This window comes from Nocardia sp. NBC_00403, assembly GCF_036046055.1.
Classification (GTDB): Bacteria; Actinomycetota; Actinomycetes; order Mycobacteriales; family Mycobacteriaceae; genus Nocardia.
On sequence record NZ_CP107939.1, the window covers coordinates 7,051,371 to 7,067,657 of the forward strand.

Annotated in this window: 21 protein-coding genes and 1 tRNA gene; 8 read left to right on the plus strand and 14 right to left on the minus strand. The window is 65.7% G+C overall.

The genetic code is table 11. The features are described from left to right. Positions 1–169: 169 nt before the first annotated feature. The 4 genes from OHQ90_RS31620 to dapB all read right to left on the minus strand — a co-directional run bounded on the left by OHQ90_RS31620 (position 170) and on the right by dapB (position 2,380). The gene (locus OHQ90_RS31620) at positions 170–622 is read right to left on the minus strand and encodes a flavodoxin family protein (RefSeq protein ID WP_328403739.1); all 453 of its coding nucleotides are present in this window, start codon (positions 620–622) and stop codon (positions 170–172) included. 54 nt (positions 623–676) lie between these two features. Beyond that, the gene (locus OHQ90_RS31625) at positions 677–955 is read right to left on the minus strand and encodes a hypothetical protein (protein WP_328403741.1); all 279 of its coding nucleotides are present in this window, start codon (positions 953–955) and stop codon (positions 677–679) included. 166 nt (positions 956–1,121) lie between these two features. Beyond that, on the minus strand, positions 1,122–1,637 hold the full coding sequence (locus OHQ90_RS31630; RefSeq protein WP_328403743.1) for a hypothetical protein: 516 nt from the start codon (positions 1,635–1,637) through the stop codon (positions 1,122–1,124). Then, a complete protein-coding gene (gene dapB, locus OHQ90_RS31635) occupies positions 1,634–2,380 on the minus strand; it encodes a 4-hydroxy-tetrahydrodipicolinate reductase (protein WP_328403745.1) in 747 nt (248 codons plus the stop codon). Before dapB ends, OHQ90_RS31630 begins: the two co-directional genes overlap by 4 nt. A gap of 130 nt (positions 2,381–2,510) precedes the next feature. On the opposite strand from dapB, the gene OHQ90_RS31640 reads away from it, so the two are divergent. Further along, positions 2,511–2,795 (plus strand): alpha/beta fold hydrolase, encoded by a 285-nt coding sequence (locus tag OHQ90_RS31640; protein ID WP_328403747.1) that lies wholly within the window; start codon positions 2,511–2,513, stop codon positions 2,793–2,795. Between the two features lie 9 nt (positions 2,796–2,804). Here the strand turns inward: OHQ90_RS31640 and OHQ90_RS31645 are convergent, their stop codons facing one another. After that, positions 2,805–3,221 (minus strand): MarR family winged helix-turn-helix transcriptional regulator, encoded by a 417-nt coding sequence (locus tag OHQ90_RS31645; RefSeq protein ID WP_328403749.1) that lies wholly within the window; start codon positions 3,219–3,221, stop codon positions 2,805–2,807. Between the two features lie 51 nt (positions 3,222–3,272). On the opposite strand from OHQ90_RS31645, the gene OHQ90_RS31650 reads away from it, so the two are divergent. Further along, positions 3,273–3,731, plus strand: a complete 459-nt coding sequence (locus tag OHQ90_RS31650; RefSeq protein WP_328403751.1) for a MarR family winged helix-turn-helix transcriptional regulator — start codon at positions 3,273–3,275, stop codon at positions 3,729–3,731. A 13-nt stretch (positions 3,732–3,744) separates the two neighbouring features. Here OHQ90_RS31650 and OHQ90_RS31655 read toward each other — a convergent pair whose 3' ends face one another. Together OHQ90_RS31655 and OHQ90_RS31660 are read right to left on the minus strand one after the other, a co-directional pair. Further along, complete coding sequence (locus tag OHQ90_RS31655; protein ID WP_328403753.1) at positions 3,745–4,635, minus strand: NAD(P)-dependent oxidoreductase; 891 nt, start codon at positions 4,633–4,635, stop codon at positions 3,745–3,747. 211 nt (positions 4,636–4,846) lie between these two features. Continuing rightward, complete coding sequence (locus OHQ90_RS31660) at positions 4,847–5,953, minus strand: alcohol dehydrogenase catalytic domain-containing protein (RefSeq protein WP_328403755.1); 1,107 nt, start codon at positions 5,951–5,953, stop codon at positions 4,847–4,849. A gap of 274 nt (positions 5,954–6,227) precedes the next feature. Between OHQ90_RS31660 and OHQ90_RS31665 the strand changes: the two genes are divergently transcribed. Continuing rightward, positions 6,228–6,623, plus strand: a complete 396-nt coding sequence (locus OHQ90_RS31665; RefSeq protein ID WP_412003115.1) for a VOC family protein — start codon at positions 6,228–6,230, stop codon at positions 6,621–6,623. Between the two features lie 56 nt (positions 6,624–6,679). On the opposite strand, the gene OHQ90_RS31670 is transcribed toward OHQ90_RS31665, so the two are convergent. Next, positions 6,680–8,098 (minus strand): pentapeptide repeat-containing protein, encoded by a 1,419-nt coding sequence (locus OHQ90_RS31670; RefSeq protein ID WP_328403759.1) that lies wholly within the window; start codon positions 8,096–8,098, stop codon positions 6,680–6,682. Positions 8,099–8,255: 157 nt separating this feature from the next. On the opposite strand from OHQ90_RS31670, the gene OHQ90_RS31675 reads away from it, so the two are divergent. After that, positions 8,256–8,654 (plus strand): hypothetical protein, encoded by a 399-nt coding sequence (locus OHQ90_RS31675; protein ID WP_328403761.1) that lies wholly within the window; start codon positions 8,256–8,258, stop codon positions 8,652–8,654. Here OHQ90_RS31675 and OHQ90_RS31680 read toward each other — a convergent pair. Continuing rightward, positions 8,647–9,129, minus strand: coding sequence for a DUF1772 domain-containing protein (locus tag OHQ90_RS31680; RefSeq protein ID WP_328403763.1), 483 nt, complete (start codon positions 9,127–9,129; stop codon positions 8,647–8,649). The two genes, OHQ90_RS31675 and OHQ90_RS31680, sit on opposite strands and share 8 nt — an antisense overlap. A gap of 89 nt (positions 9,130–9,218) precedes the next feature. On the opposite strand from OHQ90_RS31680, the gene OHQ90_RS31685 reads away from it, so the two are divergent. Then, complete coding sequence (locus tag OHQ90_RS31685) at positions 9,219–9,815, plus strand: TetR/AcrR family transcriptional regulator (RefSeq protein WP_328403765.1); 597 nt, start codon at positions 9,219–9,221, stop codon at positions 9,813–9,815. A 654-nt stretch (positions 9,816–10,469) separates the two neighbouring features. Beyond that, positions 10,470–10,766: a hypothetical protein gene (locus OHQ90_RS31690; RefSeq protein ID WP_328403767.1), complete on the plus strand. Its 297-nt coding sequence runs from the start codon at positions 10,470–10,472 to the stop codon at positions 10,764–10,766. 416 nt (positions 10,767–11,182) lie between these two features. Here the strand turns inward: OHQ90_RS31690 and OHQ90_RS31695 are convergent, their stop codons facing one another. The 3 genes from OHQ90_RS31695 to OHQ90_RS31705 form a co-directional block, all read right to left on the minus strand. Next, the gene (locus OHQ90_RS31695; RefSeq protein ID WP_328403769.1) at positions 11,183–11,653 is read right to left on the minus strand and encodes a hypothetical protein; all 471 of its coding nucleotides are present in this window, start codon (positions 11,651–11,653) and stop codon (positions 11,183–11,185) included. 376 nt (positions 11,654–12,029) lie between these two features. Then, a tRNA-Gly gene (locus OHQ90_RS31700) sits at positions 12,030–12,101 on the minus strand. A gap of 357 nt (positions 12,102–12,458) precedes the next feature. Further along, a complete protein-coding gene (locus OHQ90_RS31705) occupies positions 12,459–12,734 on the minus strand; it encodes a hypothetical protein (RefSeq protein WP_328403771.1) in 276 nt (91 codons plus the stop codon). Positions 12,735–12,859: 125 nt separating this feature from the next. Between OHQ90_RS31705 and OHQ90_RS31710 the strand changes: the two genes are divergently transcribed. Then, positions 12,860–12,997 carry a hypothetical protein gene (locus OHQ90_RS31710; RefSeq protein ID WP_328403772.1) on the plus strand — a complete coding sequence of 46 codons (138 nt, stop codon included), beginning with the start codon at positions 12,860–12,862 and terminating at the stop codon, positions 12,995–12,997. A 248-nt stretch (positions 12,998–13,245) separates the two neighbouring features. Here OHQ90_RS31710 and OHQ90_RS31715 read toward each other — a convergent pair whose 3' ends face one another. Continuing rightward, positions 13,246–14,448, minus strand: coding sequence for an MFS transporter (locus tag OHQ90_RS31715; protein ID WP_442941510.1), 1,203 nt, complete (start codon positions 14,446–14,448; stop codon positions 13,246–13,248). 103 nt (positions 14,449–14,551) lie between these two features. Here OHQ90_RS31715 and OHQ90_RS31720 point away from each other — a divergent pair, with 103 nt between their 5' ends. Beyond that, positions 14,552–14,887 (plus strand): ArsR/SmtB family transcription factor, encoded by a 336-nt coding sequence (locus OHQ90_RS31720; RefSeq protein WP_328403776.1) that lies wholly within the window; start codon positions 14,552–14,554, stop codon positions 14,885–14,887. A gap of 41 nt (positions 14,888–14,928) precedes the next feature. On the opposite strand, the gene OHQ90_RS31725 is transcribed toward OHQ90_RS31720, so the two are convergent. After that, on the minus strand, positions 14,929–16,224 hold the full coding sequence (locus OHQ90_RS31725) for a M16 family metallopeptidase (RefSeq protein ID WP_328403778.1): 1,296 nt from the start codon (positions 16,222–16,224) through the stop codon (positions 14,929–14,931). Positions 16,225–16,287 lie beyond the last annotated feature (63 nt).

The following is a 16,287-nucleotide window of genomic DNA, read 5'->3' on the forward strand; positions in this document are numbered from 1 at the left end:
CGTCCACAGACCCACCGGTACAACGTCACCATGAGTATGCCCGGCAGATACTCCTGGAGGTCAGCCACCAAAACCGGGGGCCGACCGGATGCCATCGGTGGCAGATTCTGCTCGGTTGCGGCCGAGTTCGCGAAATCGGGCCGGATGTCGACGTGGCGGGCGACGAACGTCAGGACATGAGCTGCGCGGCGACGGTCGCGCCGAGCTCCCAGCAGCGCTGGATGTCGTTTTTCGTCGGCGGCCCCGAAACAACTACCGGGGCGGCGGCCTTGACCCAGCCCATACCTGTGGTGATGCTCTCGACGGCCCGCTCTGCACCCTCGGTCCCCTGGTTACCGTGCAGATACAGCCCATACGGGCGGCCGCCGGTCGAGTCGAGACACGGGTAGTAGCACACATCGAAGGCATGCTTGAGTGCGCCGGACATATAGCCGAGATTGGCCGGTGTCCCGAGCAGATAGCCGTCGGCTGCCAACATATCGACCGGTGTCACCGCCAGTGCCGCGCGACGTATCACCTCGACACCCTCGATCTCCGGGTCCGTCGCACCGGACACCACCGCCTCGAACATCTCCTGCATGTGCGGCGAGGGTGTGTGATGAACGATCAACAACCGGGGCACGTCGCTGAGCGTAGCGCGGCCCGCGCCCGGTGGCGGCGAGGCTGCGGCCGGCCGTCAGCCGACCTGCACCGATTGGCCGGTGTAGGTGCCGGAGACGCCCGGCGCAAGAATGGCAGTGGCAGCGCCCGTGCAGCCTGCCGTCCGGTAGACGGTGACGGTGCTGTTGGTGTCGTTGACGAACTCGGTTGTCTCCTCGATACCGAGGTTGATACACCCTGAGGGGTCGCTGTAGACGACGCCGCCCACGGTCAGATCGCCCGTGGCGGCCGTCGCCGCCGGCGCGGCCGCAATCACGGCCAACACACCCAGTAGCGCAAGAACGCCTCTTCGCATGTTGTGCTCCCTGTCAGTCGAACGGCCGGTCCACGCCGAATGTCGAAGCCGGACGATTGCCGGATTGTTGCTATCAACTGTAGTCCGTCGACACCCGACACAACATCGACTGCAAATAATGCTGACAGGTTCATGGGATCACCCCCACTGTGGCGGACGCAGGACCTCAGCCCTCACTGTCGTCGTGTTCCAGCCTCTCCAGTGCCACCGCACGCCGCATGGTTTCGCGGGCGCGGGTGCGGTCACCCGCGTAGTCGTAGGCGCGGGCCAGCCGGTAGGAGACGCGCCAGTTATCCGGATCCGCCTCCCATTCCTGCTTGACCCGGTCGAACAGTGCGTCCGCTGCCTCGCGTTCGATGCGGCCGGAGGGGCGGCGCGGCAGCGCGGAGGTGTCGAGTTCCAGACCCTCGTCATGGATGCGGCGAGCCAGGTGCTGATGCGACAGTGCCGCGCGCACGGTGGCCACCACCATCCACACACCGAGCAGCGGCAGGATCAGCACGCCGATGCCGATAACGATCGCGGCGACATCACCGGAACCGATGAGGCTCACCGCGATTCGGCCGAGCAGCAGGAAGTAGAAACCGAGCACGACGACCAGCGCCGCAAGCAGGGCGACGACCTTGCGAACCTCGGCGCCGCGGCCGGGATCGGACGACTCGACCGGTTCCGGTGTGCTCACAGATCCAGCAACGGGTCGAGTCCGACGGTCAGGCCGGGGCGGTTAGCGATCTCCCTGACCCCGAGCAGCACGCCGGGCGCGAAGGAGTTCCTGTCGATGGAATCGTGCCGGATAGTGAGGGTTTCGCCCTGGGTACCGAACAGCACCTCTTGATGCGCGACCAGCCCGGCCAGGCGTACCGAATGCACCCGCACCCCGTCGACATCGGCACCGCGCGCACCCTCGAGTTCAGTGCTGGTGGCGTCCGGACCGGGACCGACGCCCGCACGTTCGCGCGCGGCCGCGATCAGCCCGGCAGTGCGGTAGGCGGTGCCCGAGGGCGCATCGGCCTTGTTCGGGTGATGCAGCTCGATCACCTCGACCGATTCGAAGAACCGGGCGGCCTGTTCGGCAAAACGCATGGACAGCACCGCGCCGATCGCGAAGTTGGGCGCGATCAGCACGCCGGTCGCCGGGCGCTCGGCCAGCCAGCCGCGCACCTCGTCGAGCCGAGCAGCATCGAAACCGGTGGTGCCGACCACCGCGTGGATCCCACGCTCCACCAGGAACTTCAGGTTCCCCATTACCACGTCCGGGTGCGTGAAATCGACAACGACCTGCGTGTTCGACTGGGTGAACGCCTCGAGCGAATCGTCCTTGTCGACGGCAGCAACCAGCTCCAGATCGGTCGCCGCCTCCACCGCCGCACAGATCGCCTGTCCGACTTTCCCGCGTGCACCGAGCACTCCGACCCGAATGGTCACCGCACCTCCTCGTTCCGCTCCAGTTCCGCAAGCCTATAAGGGGGCACCCGCACACGGTCCGACCGCCGTCTTACGTTGGGTTGAGCGGAGGGAGACTTCTGTTTTTCGTGCGCAACCACAGATCGAGGCGGTGACCGATCCGGCGGGCAGCGTCGGCTCTGTCCGGTCGTATCGGCGAATGCTCGAACTCGCCGAGCGCGTCGACGAAATCATGGCGGGTCCGGCATGGCAAGGACCCACGCTGATCTTCCGCGCCGACGACGACCCGGTCATCACCACTACGCAGACCGACCGCTTGCTCGAGCTGCATCCGAACTGTGAATATCGCACCATCCGGACCGGCGGCCACTCGCTGCTGATCAGCCGCCCTGCTGACTATATAGCCTTGGTGACCGAGTTCCTCAGCGCGACATAGTCATTCACGCTAGGCACCAGCAGCCATATTTCCGGCCATCTTTTCGAGCATGCGCACCGTCTCGAGGTACTGCTCGTCGGTGATGCCCTCGACCATCGCACGTCGTCGGCGGCCGATTCGGATGAACGCTTCGTCATGCGTTGCGCGGCCCGCAGCGGTCAGCGACAGCGTGCCCGAATCCGCGACGACGAAGCCGCGCTCCACCAACTGCGCGACCTCCTGCTCCCATTCCCCCGCATGCGTCCAGAACGGCGCGAGGGCATCACGGATCTCGCCTGCCGGACGCGCCCCCTCGGCCAGCGAGTGCAGCATCTGCCAGTGCCTGCGACTGAGTTCACCCGCGGCGAGATCCTCGTCGAATCGCTCATTGATCAGTCGATCGAGTTCCTTGAGCCAGTACCCGATCGGGCGCTTCTCAGCCATCATTCCTCCACAGCATGTATTGTTACAACTACATGTAGTCTTACATGAAAGCGAATGGCAATGGAAGAGCACGACGTGGTTATTGCAGCGGTCGAAGCGGCGATGGTCCGAATCCGGCGCAGGCAAACCCGCGGCGCGCTGGCGCAGAAGTCCCCCGTACCCGTCGCCGTGTTCCGCGTCCTCGACGCCGTGGCCGAATCCGAATCCGCCACTGTCGGAACGTTGGCGCCCGCATTGGGTGTCGACCAGCCACGCGCGAGCCGCCTTGTCGCGCAGTCAGTTTCGTCCGGACTACTGGAGCGGGTAGCCGACCAGCACGATGGCCGCCGGGGTGTGCTGCGCCTCACCCCCGGCGGCGCAAGTCTGGTGGCCGCCGCGCGCGACGGCCGCCGCGCCGCCATGGCCACCGCGATGGCGGACTGGACCGCCGATGAACGCACCGAATTCGCCCGCCTACTCGGCCGTTTCGTCGACGCGCTCGACAACCCCGCCGCAGGGCGTCGAGGCCCCTGACGATTCGACGGAGCTACGCCGCGGCAACAGGCTTCTTCAATACTTCGATCAGCGCGGTAATGCTCTGTTCGCCATACCCTTCCGCGACGGCACGCCGCAACAGCTCATGCATCGGTGCGTGCCAGGACATATCAACGCCTGCCTCTACACCGAGCTCCTCGTCATAGCCGATTGCCGCGTAGAACAGATCGACGGACGATCCCAGCCTGGTGTAATCCCGGGCATCGATCTCCGCGGCGAGCATCGGCAGCAGCGTCTCGATCATCTGCAGCCACTTGGTCGAATAGCCCACCATCGAGCCAGCGGTGTAGCCCCGCGCCGACAGCACGGCCGCCTCTTCGAGAAACCCGAGCAATGCCGGCAACAGTGTCGTACCGACCGCCGACTCGTACAGCGCGGCCAGATCGGGTTCGGCGCCGAGATGGACGACGTCACCGCCCAGCACGCGCAATGTGTCGACCTGCCGATCGAATATCGCGCGGTCACTGCCGAAGTACAACAACGTGTCCGGATTCCCTACCGCCGCAGGCACATTCTTGATGGCGCCGCCCAGGAAATCGGCACCAAGCCCCGCCGCCCAGCTCGCGAATTCGCGCGCAGCATTCGGAGTCCCACTGTTCCGCGTGACAATGGTCCGTCCGGTCAGCGCGCCATCGGCGGGCCGCAGGACGTCCAGGGTGGCCGCGAAGGTGGTCAGGCAGGAGACGATCAACGGACTGGCAGCGACAGCCTCCCCGATCCGGTCGTGCAGCATCGCACCCCGCGCCACCAGCGACGCCGCCTTCTCCGGGCTGCGGTTCCACACGGTGGTCGGATGACCCGCCCTGACAAAAGCTTCGGCCAGCGCGCTGCCCGTCGAACCCAGCCCGATGACGGTCACCGGTGTGCGCTCACCAGCGGTCATGGCGGCTCCATTCCTAACGATCCGAACCGGGGCATCGAACCCCGGAGGTACGGAGACAAGTCTTCGAGGCCGCTCGGGCTGCCCGCAAGCACTCACTTTTCGGTCGAATACCTACGTCGAGGTAAGCGAACAGGTCACGCGCAAAGACCACGCCGGGTCAATGAGGACGATCACGTCCGCATCGAAGCTCGCTGTCGAAGGCGGCCGGCTGTCACTCGAAGACGATCACCTGGCGCAGCGCATGACCGGCGGCGAGTTCGTCCATCGCATGGTTGATTTCGTCGAGTCCGATGTGCGCGGACACCAGCCGCTCAACCGGCAGTCGTCCCTCGCGCCACATCCGGACGTACTCCGGAATATCGCGCGCAGGCACGGCCGAGCCGAGGTAACTGCCGACGATCGAACGGCCCTGCGCGACAAGGGCAAGCGGCGAAATGCTGGCCTTGGCATCGGGCGCGGGCAGGCCGACGGTGACCGTCGTGCCGCCGGGCGCCGTTGCGCCGACCGCGGTTTCGAAGGCACGGATATTGCCCGCCGCCTCGACAACGACCTCGGCCTGCACACCCAGCTCGACGACCTCGACCGGTGTGTATGCCGCGGTGGCGCCGAGTTCCTTGGCCAGAGCGAGCTTTTCCGGAACGGTATCGACCGCGATGACCTCCGCGCCGCCCAGCGACACGGCCACAAGTAAGGCCGCCATCCCGACACCGCCGAGTCCGACAACCATCACCCGGTCAGTGGGTCCCGGCCGCGCGGAATTGAGCAGCGCGCCGCCGCCGGTCAATACCGCGCAGCCGAGCACCGCGGCGACCTCGGGTGGCACATCGTCGTCGACCGCAACCACCGACCTGCGATCCACGACGGCGTAGGTGGCGAACGCGGAAACGCCCAGATGATGGTGCACTGCTGCGCCGTCACGGTGCAGCCGTCGCCCGCCGTTGAGCAGCTCGCCGGCATTGTTGGCCACACTGCCCGGCCCGCACGGTGTCCGGCCCTCGCTCGCACAGCCCGTGCAGGCACCGCAGCGCGGCAGGAAGGTCATCACCACGCGCTGCCCGACCTCGATATCGGTGCCGCCTGCGCCGAGCGCCTCGACCCGACCTGCCGCTTCGTGCCCGAGCAGCATCGGCACCGGTCGCACGCGGTTTCCATCGACCACCGACAGGTCCGAGTGGCACAACCCGGCCGCCTCGATCCGCACCAGCAGCTCACCGGGCCCCGGTTCATCCAGGTCCAGCTCGCACACGGTGATCGGCGCCGATTCGGCGAACGGCACGGGCGCTGCGATCTGCTCCAGGACCGCACCACGAATCTTCATGCCGCCGACGCTACCGCTCGCGATTCGCGTCGCCCAGCGAACGCACCGAAAGCGCTCCAGCGTCGGCCATCGACACCCGCTCGAGCCGAGCCGAGCCCCTGTCCCTCGGGTGCCGAGCACAGCGTGCGAGTGCGCGCCCGCGCATGATCAAGATCACGAAAGGCTGGCAGGGTCGGCACATTCGGTGCTAACGTTTTCGGCCGTGATGGTGCTCCTGTAGGCCGCCTTGTACCGAGCCCAGGGTCGGGACCGTCACTACTCGAGGAGAAATCCCCTGTCAGTACAGTTCAATCACACAATTGTCGGTTGTCACGACAATCGGGTGTCCGCCGAATTCTGGGCAGACATCCTCGGCTTGGAACTCGGAGCGGAATGGGGCCCGTTCATCCCGCTTCCCACGGGTAACGGAGTCACCTTCGACTTCGCGAACGTTCCCCCTCCCCACACCGAAATCCAGCCTCAGCACTACGCATTCCTGATCTCCGAGGCCGAGTTCGACGCGGCCTATGCCAAAATCCAGCGCTACAAACTGGACCACTGGGCCGACCCCCGCCAACAGGGCGTCAACGAGATCAACCACAACGACGGCGGCCGCGGCGTCTATTTCAAGGACCCCAACGGCCATTTCATGGAACTGATCACCGTCCCCTACGGCGGCTGGCCGACGTAACCACGACGGCGGGGCGGCGGTCACCAGGACGCCGCCCCGCCATCACCCAAACCTCGTCACCGGGTCGGCGCAGCGGGCTGAACCGGTGCCGGCGGCCAGGGGTTGGGCTTGACGCAGGTCGGCTTGCGGATGGGGTTGTCGTCCCAGTCGAAGTGTGCGCCGACCCAGGCTCTGGGGTAGTCGAATCGGACTTCGTTCGCGGCGAATCGGGTGGTGCGGAAGGAGATATCGCCGAAGAAGTCGCCGTCGGAGAAGTCGACGGTGCGGCCGCCGAGAGTGGCGCGGGCGAAGGTGACGCCACCGTGGAATTCGGCCTGCGTGAAGTCTGTTTCGCGAGTTCCCCTGGCGCGCAACCGGGATGACACGCCCAGTTGGGCGTCGTCGAAGTCGATGGTTGCAGCGTAGAACTGGGTGCCGGTGAAAGCGATTCGCGCGCTCGCGAACTCGGCGCCCGCGAAGGTGATCCGCTCGCCGTCCAGTGCCGCACGCTCGAACGAAGTGCGCTCGGCACGGAACTTTGCCTCCTGGAAGGATGTTCGGGCACCGAGGAAACGGGCACCGAGGAACGTGGTGCGCGGGCCGCGGAAGGTGACGCTCTCGAAGGACGCCGGGCAGTCGAAGGTGGTGCCATCGAACGTGGTTCCGAAGCCGGCGACCTCGTTCTTCTCGACACGAGTCGACCCGAACTCGGCGTGGTCGAACAGTGCGGAACCATTCCGGAACGTCGCTTCGCGAAAGGTGACATGCGAACCCGCGAAGGTCGTGCGCTCGAATGTCGTGGTGCCGGTAAAAATCGCACGCGCGAACGAGGTGTGTCGACCCGCGAATACCGCGTATCGGAAATCCGCCTGCTCGAGAACCGCTCGGTTGAAGGTGAAATCGCGATCCGACCAGGAGACGTCTGCCGAGCGCCGCAGGTGGTCGGCGATCACCTTGACGATGGTTCGCCGCACCTCGCTGTCGTTCTGCCGGAATTGATAGACCCGTTCGACCTTGACGCCGGCTGCCTCGGTCGACTCTGCCCGCGACACAAGGTGATCGGCTGCCTCATCGAGATCGAACGGCAGCCGCAGATAACCACACAGCACGTCGATGCACTGCTGCCTTCGGCTCGGAGTCGGGAACTCGTCGGCGACCCCCGCCATCGCATAGACACCCGCGATACGGACCGCGACATCGGCATCGCCCAGCTGTTTGGCCGCCGCCCCGAACAACTCCGCGAACCGCCCCCGCTCGAGATCCCGTTGCCGCCGGTAGGCCACCACCAGGGCGACCGCGCCACCCACTCCCGCCGCCACCGACAGCGCGATCTTGGTGAGGTCCAACTGATTCGGCGTCTCTGCCTTCGCACCCAGTGCCCACCACAAAAACCACCAGGTCAGACCAGCGATCGCCAAGCCACACACCACGACCGTCACCACCGCCAGCAACAATGCCGCGCGGTGGAGTCGGTCGCCCAACCTCCCCCATCGCATCTCCGCATGGTAGCGGGATTGTCGCTCCCCGACTACCGGACCGGATCGGTGACCGCTGCGCCCCAAACCTTTTCGAACGTCCGTCCATCCGTAGCACCGACACGCGCACAGCTCGCCGATAAGCGAGCCAGGCACGCGGCGGCCCTATGATTCGCGGATGTTTGCTGACGTCTCTTGTGATCCGGTGGCAGCGGTAGAGACGCTGCACGCCGACCTCGCCGCGTGGCTCGGTTCCGACGCGGCCGTGGAGGTCTTCGATCGATTCGCCGCGGCCCAGCACGAGGAGTTCTCGATGGTGACCACCGCAGGTGAGGTGCTCGGCCGGGCCGAGCTGCTCACGGGGTTGCGTGGCGCCCGAAATATCCAGCCGGGGTTGAAGATCGATATTTCCGACGTGCAAGAGCTGGCACGGGAAGGCAACACCGTTGTGGTCCGTTTTCTGGAGATGCATCGCCTCGCGGGCACGGGAAGTTGCCGACAGGTAACTGCCGTGCTGGTCGCCGAGGGCCCGGAATTCCGCTGGCGCACCGTGCACGAGACCGAAGTCTCTACCTGAGGACCGCTCGCCCGTCAGCGGTCGATGATCCGACTACCACGGCGATCACCAAGACGAAGGCGGCCAGCGCACATCCGGTCCTGGTGAAGTGGAACAGCTCCCAGCGCCGCAGGATCGCGGCATAGTCGCTGGGTGGGCCGCTGACCATCCACACCTTGATCTGCTGGTTGATCGGCACATTGCCCAGGCGCGTGACCAGGAACGAGGTGCCCGCGAGCGCCGCGGCGCAGGCAGCCGCCCATCGCGATCGGGACGTCGACCGCGTGGCGAGGGCGAGCGTGCTCAGTACGGTCAGCCCCATGAGGATCTGCATGACCGGGCCGTTGACCCGCATAAGTGTGGTGTGGAAGGTGAACCGAACGTCCAGCGGCACCGCACGGAACGCGTACAGCACATTGACCGCGCCGTATCCGAAGGCCCCGGCCAGCAGGCCGGGAAACAACAGCGCCGCTGACCGAACGAGTTTCGACAGCATGAGTAACTCCCGTCTCAATCATTGCAACTCCAAGTTGCGATAGCATCGAGCTTGCCTTGCTTCACCCAATATCGCAACAAGGAGTTGCAATGAGTTCCACCGCACCGCTCGGACGTGGCCCGAAGGTGCGCGCCGCCGTGCTGGCCGCGACAGTCGACGAACTCGGCGAACATGGCTACGCGGCCCTCACAGTGGAGAACGTGGCCCGCCGCGCCGGCGTGCACAAGACCACCGTCTACCGACGTTGGCCCGATCGCGATGCACTGATCGCCGATGCACTCGGCGACAGCGTCACCACCGACATCCCCATCCCCGATACGGGTTCCATCGACGAGGACCTGCGCGGACTGGCACGAGGCTTGGTCGCCTGGGTGAAAAGCTCAGGCGGACAGGCGGTTTTGTCGGTACTGCTCTCGGAGACGACGGGTGCCGCCCGGCCGCCCGATGCCGTCAGGCACGTCTTCCGCGATCGCATCCGCACGTCGCTCCCCGTGGTCGGCCGTGCCATCGAACGCGGCGAACTTCCCACAGGCACCGACGCGGCCGAACTCGTCAAGACGCTGGTCGCCCCGATCTACTTCCGCGCGCTCATCACTCGGGAGCCGGTGACCGACGCGACCGCCGACGCCGCTGCCCGACTGGCACTCACCGGTGCACGAGCGGGACTGTTCGAAAAGAGCGGATGACGGGATCCGAACCCGCCTGGCTCGCTGCACAAAAGCCTGGTCAACGACCCGAGTCGAGCCAGATTCTGGGTCCGACAGGCATCGCAGCGGGGGAATGCCACATACGTCAACTACCTATCGACTGCACCATCTAAACCTGCCGAGGACAGCAATGTCCGTTCCGCACGAACCTGGCGAGCGCCCGCGCCGTCGAGCTGCGGTTCGCCAGGTACGTCCGGACGCGTGGGTTCCGACTGTCCCGGTAGGCAGACGAGCTCGCGGCCGACTCCAGCGGGTCCGGCACGATCCGCGTGAGTGGTGGCTGCGACAAACCTGCGCAGCACGCGATTCATCGTTGTGACCGTCACGACTGTAATGATCTGGGCCGGGTTCGACGATCCTGCTGTGTGCACTTGTCGGCTATCGAGATGTGAGGGATCGTAAGTGAGAGTTGCTATTTCAGCAGCCGTTCTGGCCGCGGCAGTCCTGGGTGCCAGTGCCTGCCAGGACGATGCGACCGTGACCGGGTCCGTCTCGACGAGCAGTTCGACAGCCGCGTCCACCACGACGCCCGCTTCGGGCCCGGCGACGAGGACCGGCGCTCCGCCCACCTCAGAGGAAACGACGACCAGCGCTCCGGCCACGTCAGAGGAAACGACGACGCGATCAGCGCCGGTGACAAACCCAGCCGGCACGGCATGCGAGCGCGCAACCCCGCAGCAACTGCAGCAGGTGCTGGAGGCGAGCCGTGCCTCATCGGTTCCGATCGTGCTCGGGCAACCACAATGCAAGGAACACTGGGCTATGGCGTGGTCGGAACACACCGATGCCGCGCCGCAGCCCACCGGATACCTGTTCGCGGCGTCGGTGCAGGGCTTCTGGCACTACATCACGCAGGGCAGCGCGATCGACTGCACCGCGAACGGAGTGCCTGCCGACATCGCCGTGATGTTGCGCGGCTGCCGGAAGTAACGCCGAAGGCGCGCCGCGCCGGCACTGAACACGAGCCCCCAGAGACGACCCTCTGCGACACCGTTGACAGCAAGTGGATGTTTGTCAGGGACATCAACCCTGCAGGCGAAGTAATGCCCTTATCGGCGACAAGCCCTGAACATGCAGGTCAGAGGCTTGATAGCCCCGACCATCCAGGTGACGACAGGGCTTGACCATCACCATCGTCGGCGGTCGATCACGGCGTTCGGTGCGTGTTGCAGGTGGCGGTTGTCCCCATACCAGGTTGCTGTTGTCACCGACGTGGGCGGAGGTCCGCTGACTGGTCATACGTGAAGCGAACATCCCGCCATGTCGAACTCAGGTTGTGGCCAAGACTGGTGTCGGCCCGGCTCTATACCGTGGAGCCGGGCCAACATCCGCGCTGCTCGATACCGTCAGTTGTAGCCGGAAGTGAACCCGAAGCTGAAGCTGTGACCTTTCGAACTACACGACACCTCGGCACGGAAGCCGCTGCCGACGCATGTCACGCCGGCGTAGGTGATGCTGGCATCCGGCCCATAGGCCGTACCCGGAGCGGGCCGGCCGCCACTGAGCTGCAGGCTGCCCGGCCGACCGTGCTGGCCCAGCGGGCCGAAGGCCGGGTGGGCGGGCAAAAACGGCAGATCGATCGAAATATTGCCGACCTGGAAGCCATTCCAGTTCATCGTGCCGGAGGTGATGTCACAGCCGACATCGCCGTTCGGGCGGATGGCGCAATTCGCCATGTTGCCGTAGCTGAAATACACCGTGTCACCGACCAGGTAGCTCGCCGGGTCCCCTACTACCGTGTCGGCATTCGCGACCGCGGTACTGGATATCGAAACCGCTGCAGCGGCCAGAACGGTCCCGGCGATAGCGGTCCCCACGTGCGCAAGTAACCTCATGCTTCCCCCGTCCCCAGCATCGCCACCAGCAACCCGCAGCGGATCGTTCCTGCTTGCTTTCTCATCTCGCTCGTCATCTCCTTCACATGCGATGGCATACGACGACCGAGACTATATGGCCCTGCTGGCATTTCGCTGGCATTGACGGCCAGTAGTCGAATCGCGGCGCGGGCAACACAGGTTCGGTGACCGCAACGCCGCCAACGCGAACGAACTTCGCAGGCAAGAGAACTGGTGATAATCGTGCCGGCCGCTCTTGGTAGCTGCTGATATCAGGACTCAATGCACGGTGGCCACCTATCCCGCGTCCGGCCTGATGATAGATGCGGCCTGCATGTGACTGCTAGAACCTCATGAGAGCGGATGACGGGATTTGAACCCGCGACCCTCACCTTGGCAAGGTGATGCGCTACCACTGCGCTACATCCGCATGCACGCCCTGATGGCTTGGTCCTGCCGTCGTGGCGCGAAAAAGAACGATACCGGACACAACTCAGGAGTCGGGAATCGCGGTACTGCGTGGAATACATCGGTCCAGGTCGATGTCCGAAGTCGTCTGCACGGATGTTCGAAAGTCGTCTGCACCGGTTGCGTGGCGCTAACCGCTCACCGCTACGCCCGGTGCGACGGGTCGGCTTTCGCGTGAGCAGCATCGGCCTGGCACTGAGTGGGTGAGTTCTCGTCGTGCGCACGGTGGCCCCGATCCAAAGTGGCCCGACGCAAGGACCCGTGCTCGAGATCCCGCTGACACCACCGAGTCTCAGCCCCGGCGACCTCGGGTGTCGGGTTAGTGGTGCGGGTGCGGCGGGGTCGGGAAGGCGGGCGGGGTCGGGTATTCGGGCGTCGGCGGGGAGGGCGGCGTCGGGATGGGCGGCGTCGGGAAGTCGGGCCCCTTCGGGTGGTCGGCCGCGGGAAGAAGCTCGGTGGCCTCGGCGCCGCGGACGTAGGGTGCGGCGGCTACCCCGGACTCAGGTTCAGCACCTTGGGCGGCCATCGCGGCAGCGCCCGCCAGGATCGCGGCAGCGGACAGAATCGGAGCAAGAAAAGCAACAGGCGACATCACGAGCGCCTCTTTCGCGAAGTGCACCGATCCAGTGCCGGCGCAAGTGGGACAGACGACGGATCTCCGGCCATTCTACGCGTCAGCTACCCAACGGCTACTGATCAAATGAACCGACCGCGCATACCGTGCCGGCCCCTCTCGACACCGCAAATCTGCTCGAGCACGAAGGATTCGTCAGCGACGACATCGACCATGTATTCGGCGAGTACAACGGCGAGCAGGGCGAAAAGCTGATCATCCGCACCGACGGCCCGAGGACATAGGCGTGCTCATCTTTGCATCTGACGGCATGACCGAGCTGCGCCGACGCCCGTGAGCGAAGTGGTGACGATAAGCCGATCCAGAGGCAAGCCGGTCGCGGGCTCACTTTGCGTTGCACATCGCTGCCGCCGTTTGGTGCAGCAAGGCCGACACAGATCCGACGGTGACGCCCAATTCGTCGCAGACGACTTCGGATATTGACAGTCGAAGTGGGTCCCCGCAGCCCGGCTGCCACGGCGACCCGCTTCGCTCACGCCGCTGTTTGCCGCGCTTCCCGGTTTCGTCGTAGGCCCAAGCCCGCGGCCACCAGGCAGGCGAGGGCAACCACGCCGACGAACCACGGGAACACCGTGGTCAGGCCCCAGGTGGTCGCTGCCCATCCGGCCAGGATGGTCGGCAGCGCCATGGCGGAGTAGGCGAGCAGGTAGTACGCCGACATCGTTTCGCCGCGCTTGTGCTGCGGCACAACCTCGGACAGGTGGCGCAGCGAGCCGCCGAACCCGAGGCCGAAGGTCGCGCCGAGCAGCACGCCGGCACCGAGGACAACCACCCAGTTGTGACTACCGAGGGCGGGCACGGTGAGCACCAACGCGATCGCCATGCCGGTGTCGCCGAGGATCGCGGCCCTGCGCGCCGGAACTCCGGTCGCGAACAGCTGCGTGGCCGCACCGGACAGCGCGGTCGAAGCGACCACCGCACCACCGAACACCAAGTTGTGGATGCCGGTTTTCTGCGCGGCCAGCGAAGGGTACAGCGACAGCAGCACACCGAGCACCGACCATGCCGCCATCACACCGATCGCCGAAAACCAGAAGTCGCCACTAATCTCTTGTGGGACAGCCGGTTTGGCGATCCTGATCCGACCGGCGACCCGGGCGTTGTGCGGCTCGTTCAGCGCAAGCACGCCGACACCAATGATCAAGCAGACCACGGTGACGACGACATAGGGCGTGCGCAGTGGATTCGGCGCGTATTGAGCCAGCAGCGCCGAACCCAGAATCGCCACGGCCATACCGAGATTGAACACAGCACCACTGAGCTGTCCGGACCGCGCGCCCCGCGTGGGCCGTAAATCCAGCAGCGCCGCCGCGCCCGCCACCACCGTCGAGCCGACCGCTATGCCGTGCAGCGCGCGAGCCAACAACAGCATCGGCACCGAATCGGCCAGCACGAAGACCACGAGTCCGACGATCATGGTGGCAATCGCGCCGAGCAGCACCGGCTTGCGCCCGACGACATCGGAGATCCGGCCCGACACCAGCACCGCGCCGAGCGCGGCGACCGCGTACACGGCGAAAACAATGGTCGTGGTGAGCGGCGAGAGGTGCCACTCCTTCTCGTAGATGCCATAGAGGGGCGCGGGGACCCCCGAGACGCCGAGCGCTACGCCGCTGGCTGCCAGGACCAGCGCATAGGCCCAGCGTTGTGAAGTCTGTTCGTCGGCGGCCACCATTGTCGCTGCCATCGCAGCTCCCATCAGGTAAGTTTGATCCTCATCGAACTTGATCAGCCTACATCCGGTATGATGATCGTCAAACCCACCAGTGAGGCAGATCATGACCGGAGCTAAGGAACCGGCCTCGGAGACCGGAGCACCGCCGGTGGCGGCCCTGGCCACGGTGCTCGGCGCGCTGCAGGACCCGGTACGGCTCGAGATGGTGCGCCGCCTGAGCAACGCAGGCAACGCCATGCGGTGCGCCGCGCTCTACGAGGTGATCAACAAGTCGACTGCAACGCACCACTTCAAGATTCTGCGCGAAGCGGGCGTCATCGAACGACTGATTATCGACGGTCAAACCTGCCAGCGGCTGCGCACCGAAGACCTGGAAACCGCGCTTCCCGGCGTACTCCCCTCGATCGTCGACGCCGCCAATCGCGCCCGCGGAGCCTGACGACAGCCCGCCGGCGCTCGGCCTGCCCGGCTATCAATCCGTCAGCCGTCGACCAAACGGCGTACGGAAGCGGGCAATTCGCGGGTACGACGGTAAGGCCCGGCGACCGAAGCGCCGAAGGGCCTGGCCAACAGCGTGGCCGCGATCGCCGACACCTCCTTGGTGGTCACCGCGTCGATCCGCGCCAACGTTTCCGACACACTCCGATGGTTGCCGTAACTGAGTTCGCTGCGACCGATCCGGTTCATCCTGGATGCGGAATCCTCCAGACCGAGCACCAGACCGCCGCGCAGCGATCCCTTTGCCCGCGCACACTCGGCATCGGTGATCCCGTCGGCGGCAACAGCTTCCAGCACACCGCGGGCCAGCGACGCCACCTTGCCTAGATTCTCTGGCTGACAACCGATATACACCGAGAACGCTCCGGTATCGGCAAAGGTGTCGACACTCGAGTACACCGAGTACGCCAGCCCACGTTCCTCCCGAATCCGTTGGAACAGACGGGAACTCAACCCGCCACCGACCACGGTGTTGAGGACCGACAGCGGCCAACGCTGCTCACCCTCGTGCCGTCCGAAGGCGCGCACGCCGAACGTCAGGTGCGCCTGTTCGCTGTCGCGGTGACTCCGTTGCAGTCCCGGCACGCTCTGCGGCCGGAACCGCCCCTCTCGCCGCGGCGCGGGTACGGCAGCCGGATCGAGCCGATCGGTGAACGCACGGTGCACCAGCTCCACCGTGTGCTCGTGCTCGACATTGCCGGCCACCGCGACGACCATCCGATCCGGCCGGTAGCGACGCAAGTGGAACCCGCGCAACTGCGCGGCCTGCATCGATTCGATGGACTCGATGGAACCGATCACCGGCCGTCCGAGCGGATGATCGCCGAACAGCGCGGTGAGGAACGCGTCGCCGACCAGATCCTCCGGATCGTCGTCGCGCATAGCGATTTCCTCGAGCACCACCTGTCGTTCCACGTCCACGTCGGATGCTCGGCACAGGCCGTTGAGCACCACGTCGGAGACCATGTCGACGGCCAGTGGCAGGTCCTCGTCGATCACATGCGCGTAGTAGCAGGTCTGCTCCTTCGCGGTGAACGCGTTGAGCTCCCCACCGACGGCATCCATCGCCTGGGCGATGTCCAGCGCCGATCGCGTCGGAGTCGCCTTGAACAGCAGGTGTTCCAGAAAGTGCGCGGCACCGGCGACGGTGTGTCCCTCATCGCGCGAACCGACGCCGACCCACACGCCGATCGAGGCCGAACGCACACCGGGCACGTGCTCAGTGACCACGCGCAGTCCGCCGGGCAATACAGTGCGCCGCACACCCGAGTCGGTCATCCGCGCATTGTCCGCTCGCAGCTCTAGTGACGAACCCCCCTGCTCGCCGCGGAGCAGAGGGGT

Excerpts from the sequence above, each read along its gene's own strand:
- OHQ90_RS31685 (WP_328403765.1), top strand. The coding sequence starts at position 9,219 with ATGAGTTCCACCGCACCGCTCGGACGTGGCCCGAAGGTGCGCGCCGCC.
- OHQ90_RS31645 (WP_328403749.1), bottom strand. The coding sequence starts at position 3,221 with ATGATGGCTGAGAAGCGCCCGATCGGGTACTGGCTCAAGGAACTCGAT.
- OHQ90_RS31660 (WP_328403755.1), bottom strand. The coding sequence starts at position 5,953 with ATGAAGATTCGTGGTGCGGTCCTGGAGCAGATCGCAGCGCCCGTGCCG.
- OHQ90_RS31655 (WP_328403753.1), bottom strand. The coding sequence starts at position 4,635 with ATGACCGCTGGTGAGCGCACACCGGTGACCGTCATCGGGCTGGGTTCG.
- OHQ90_RS31680 (WP_328403763.1), bottom strand. The coding sequence starts at position 9,129 with ATGCTGTCGAAACTCGTTCGGTCAGCGGCGCTGTTGTTTCCCGGCCTG.
- OHQ90_RS31715 (WP_442941510.1), bottom strand. The coding sequence starts at position 14,448 with ATGGTGGCCGCCGACGAACAGACTTCACAACGCTGGGCCTATGCGCTG.
- OHQ90_RS31675 (WP_328403761.1), top strand. The coding sequence starts at position 8,256 with ATGTTTGCTGACGTCTCTTGTGATCCGGTGGCAGCGGTAGAGACGCTG.
- OHQ90_RS31720 (WP_328403776.1), top strand. The coding sequence starts at position 14,552 with ATGACCGGAGCTAAGGAACCGGCCTCGGAGACCGGAGCACCGCCGGTG.
- OHQ90_RS31725 (WP_328403778.1), bottom strand. The coding sequence starts at position 16,224 with ATGACCGACTCGGGTGTGCGGCGCACTGTATTGCCCGGCGGACTGCGC.
- OHQ90_RS31670 (WP_328403759.1), bottom strand. The coding sequence starts at position 8,098 with ATGCGATGGGGGAGGTTGGGCGACCGACTCCACCGCGCGGCATTGTTG.
- OHQ90_RS31650 (WP_328403751.1), top strand. The coding sequence starts at position 3,273 with ATGGCAATGGAAGAGCACGACGTGGTTATTGCAGCGGTCGAAGCGGCG.
- OHQ90_RS31625 (WP_328403741.1), bottom strand. The coding sequence starts at position 955 with ATGCGAAGAGGCGTTCTTGCGCTACTGGGTGTGTTGGCCGTGATTGCG.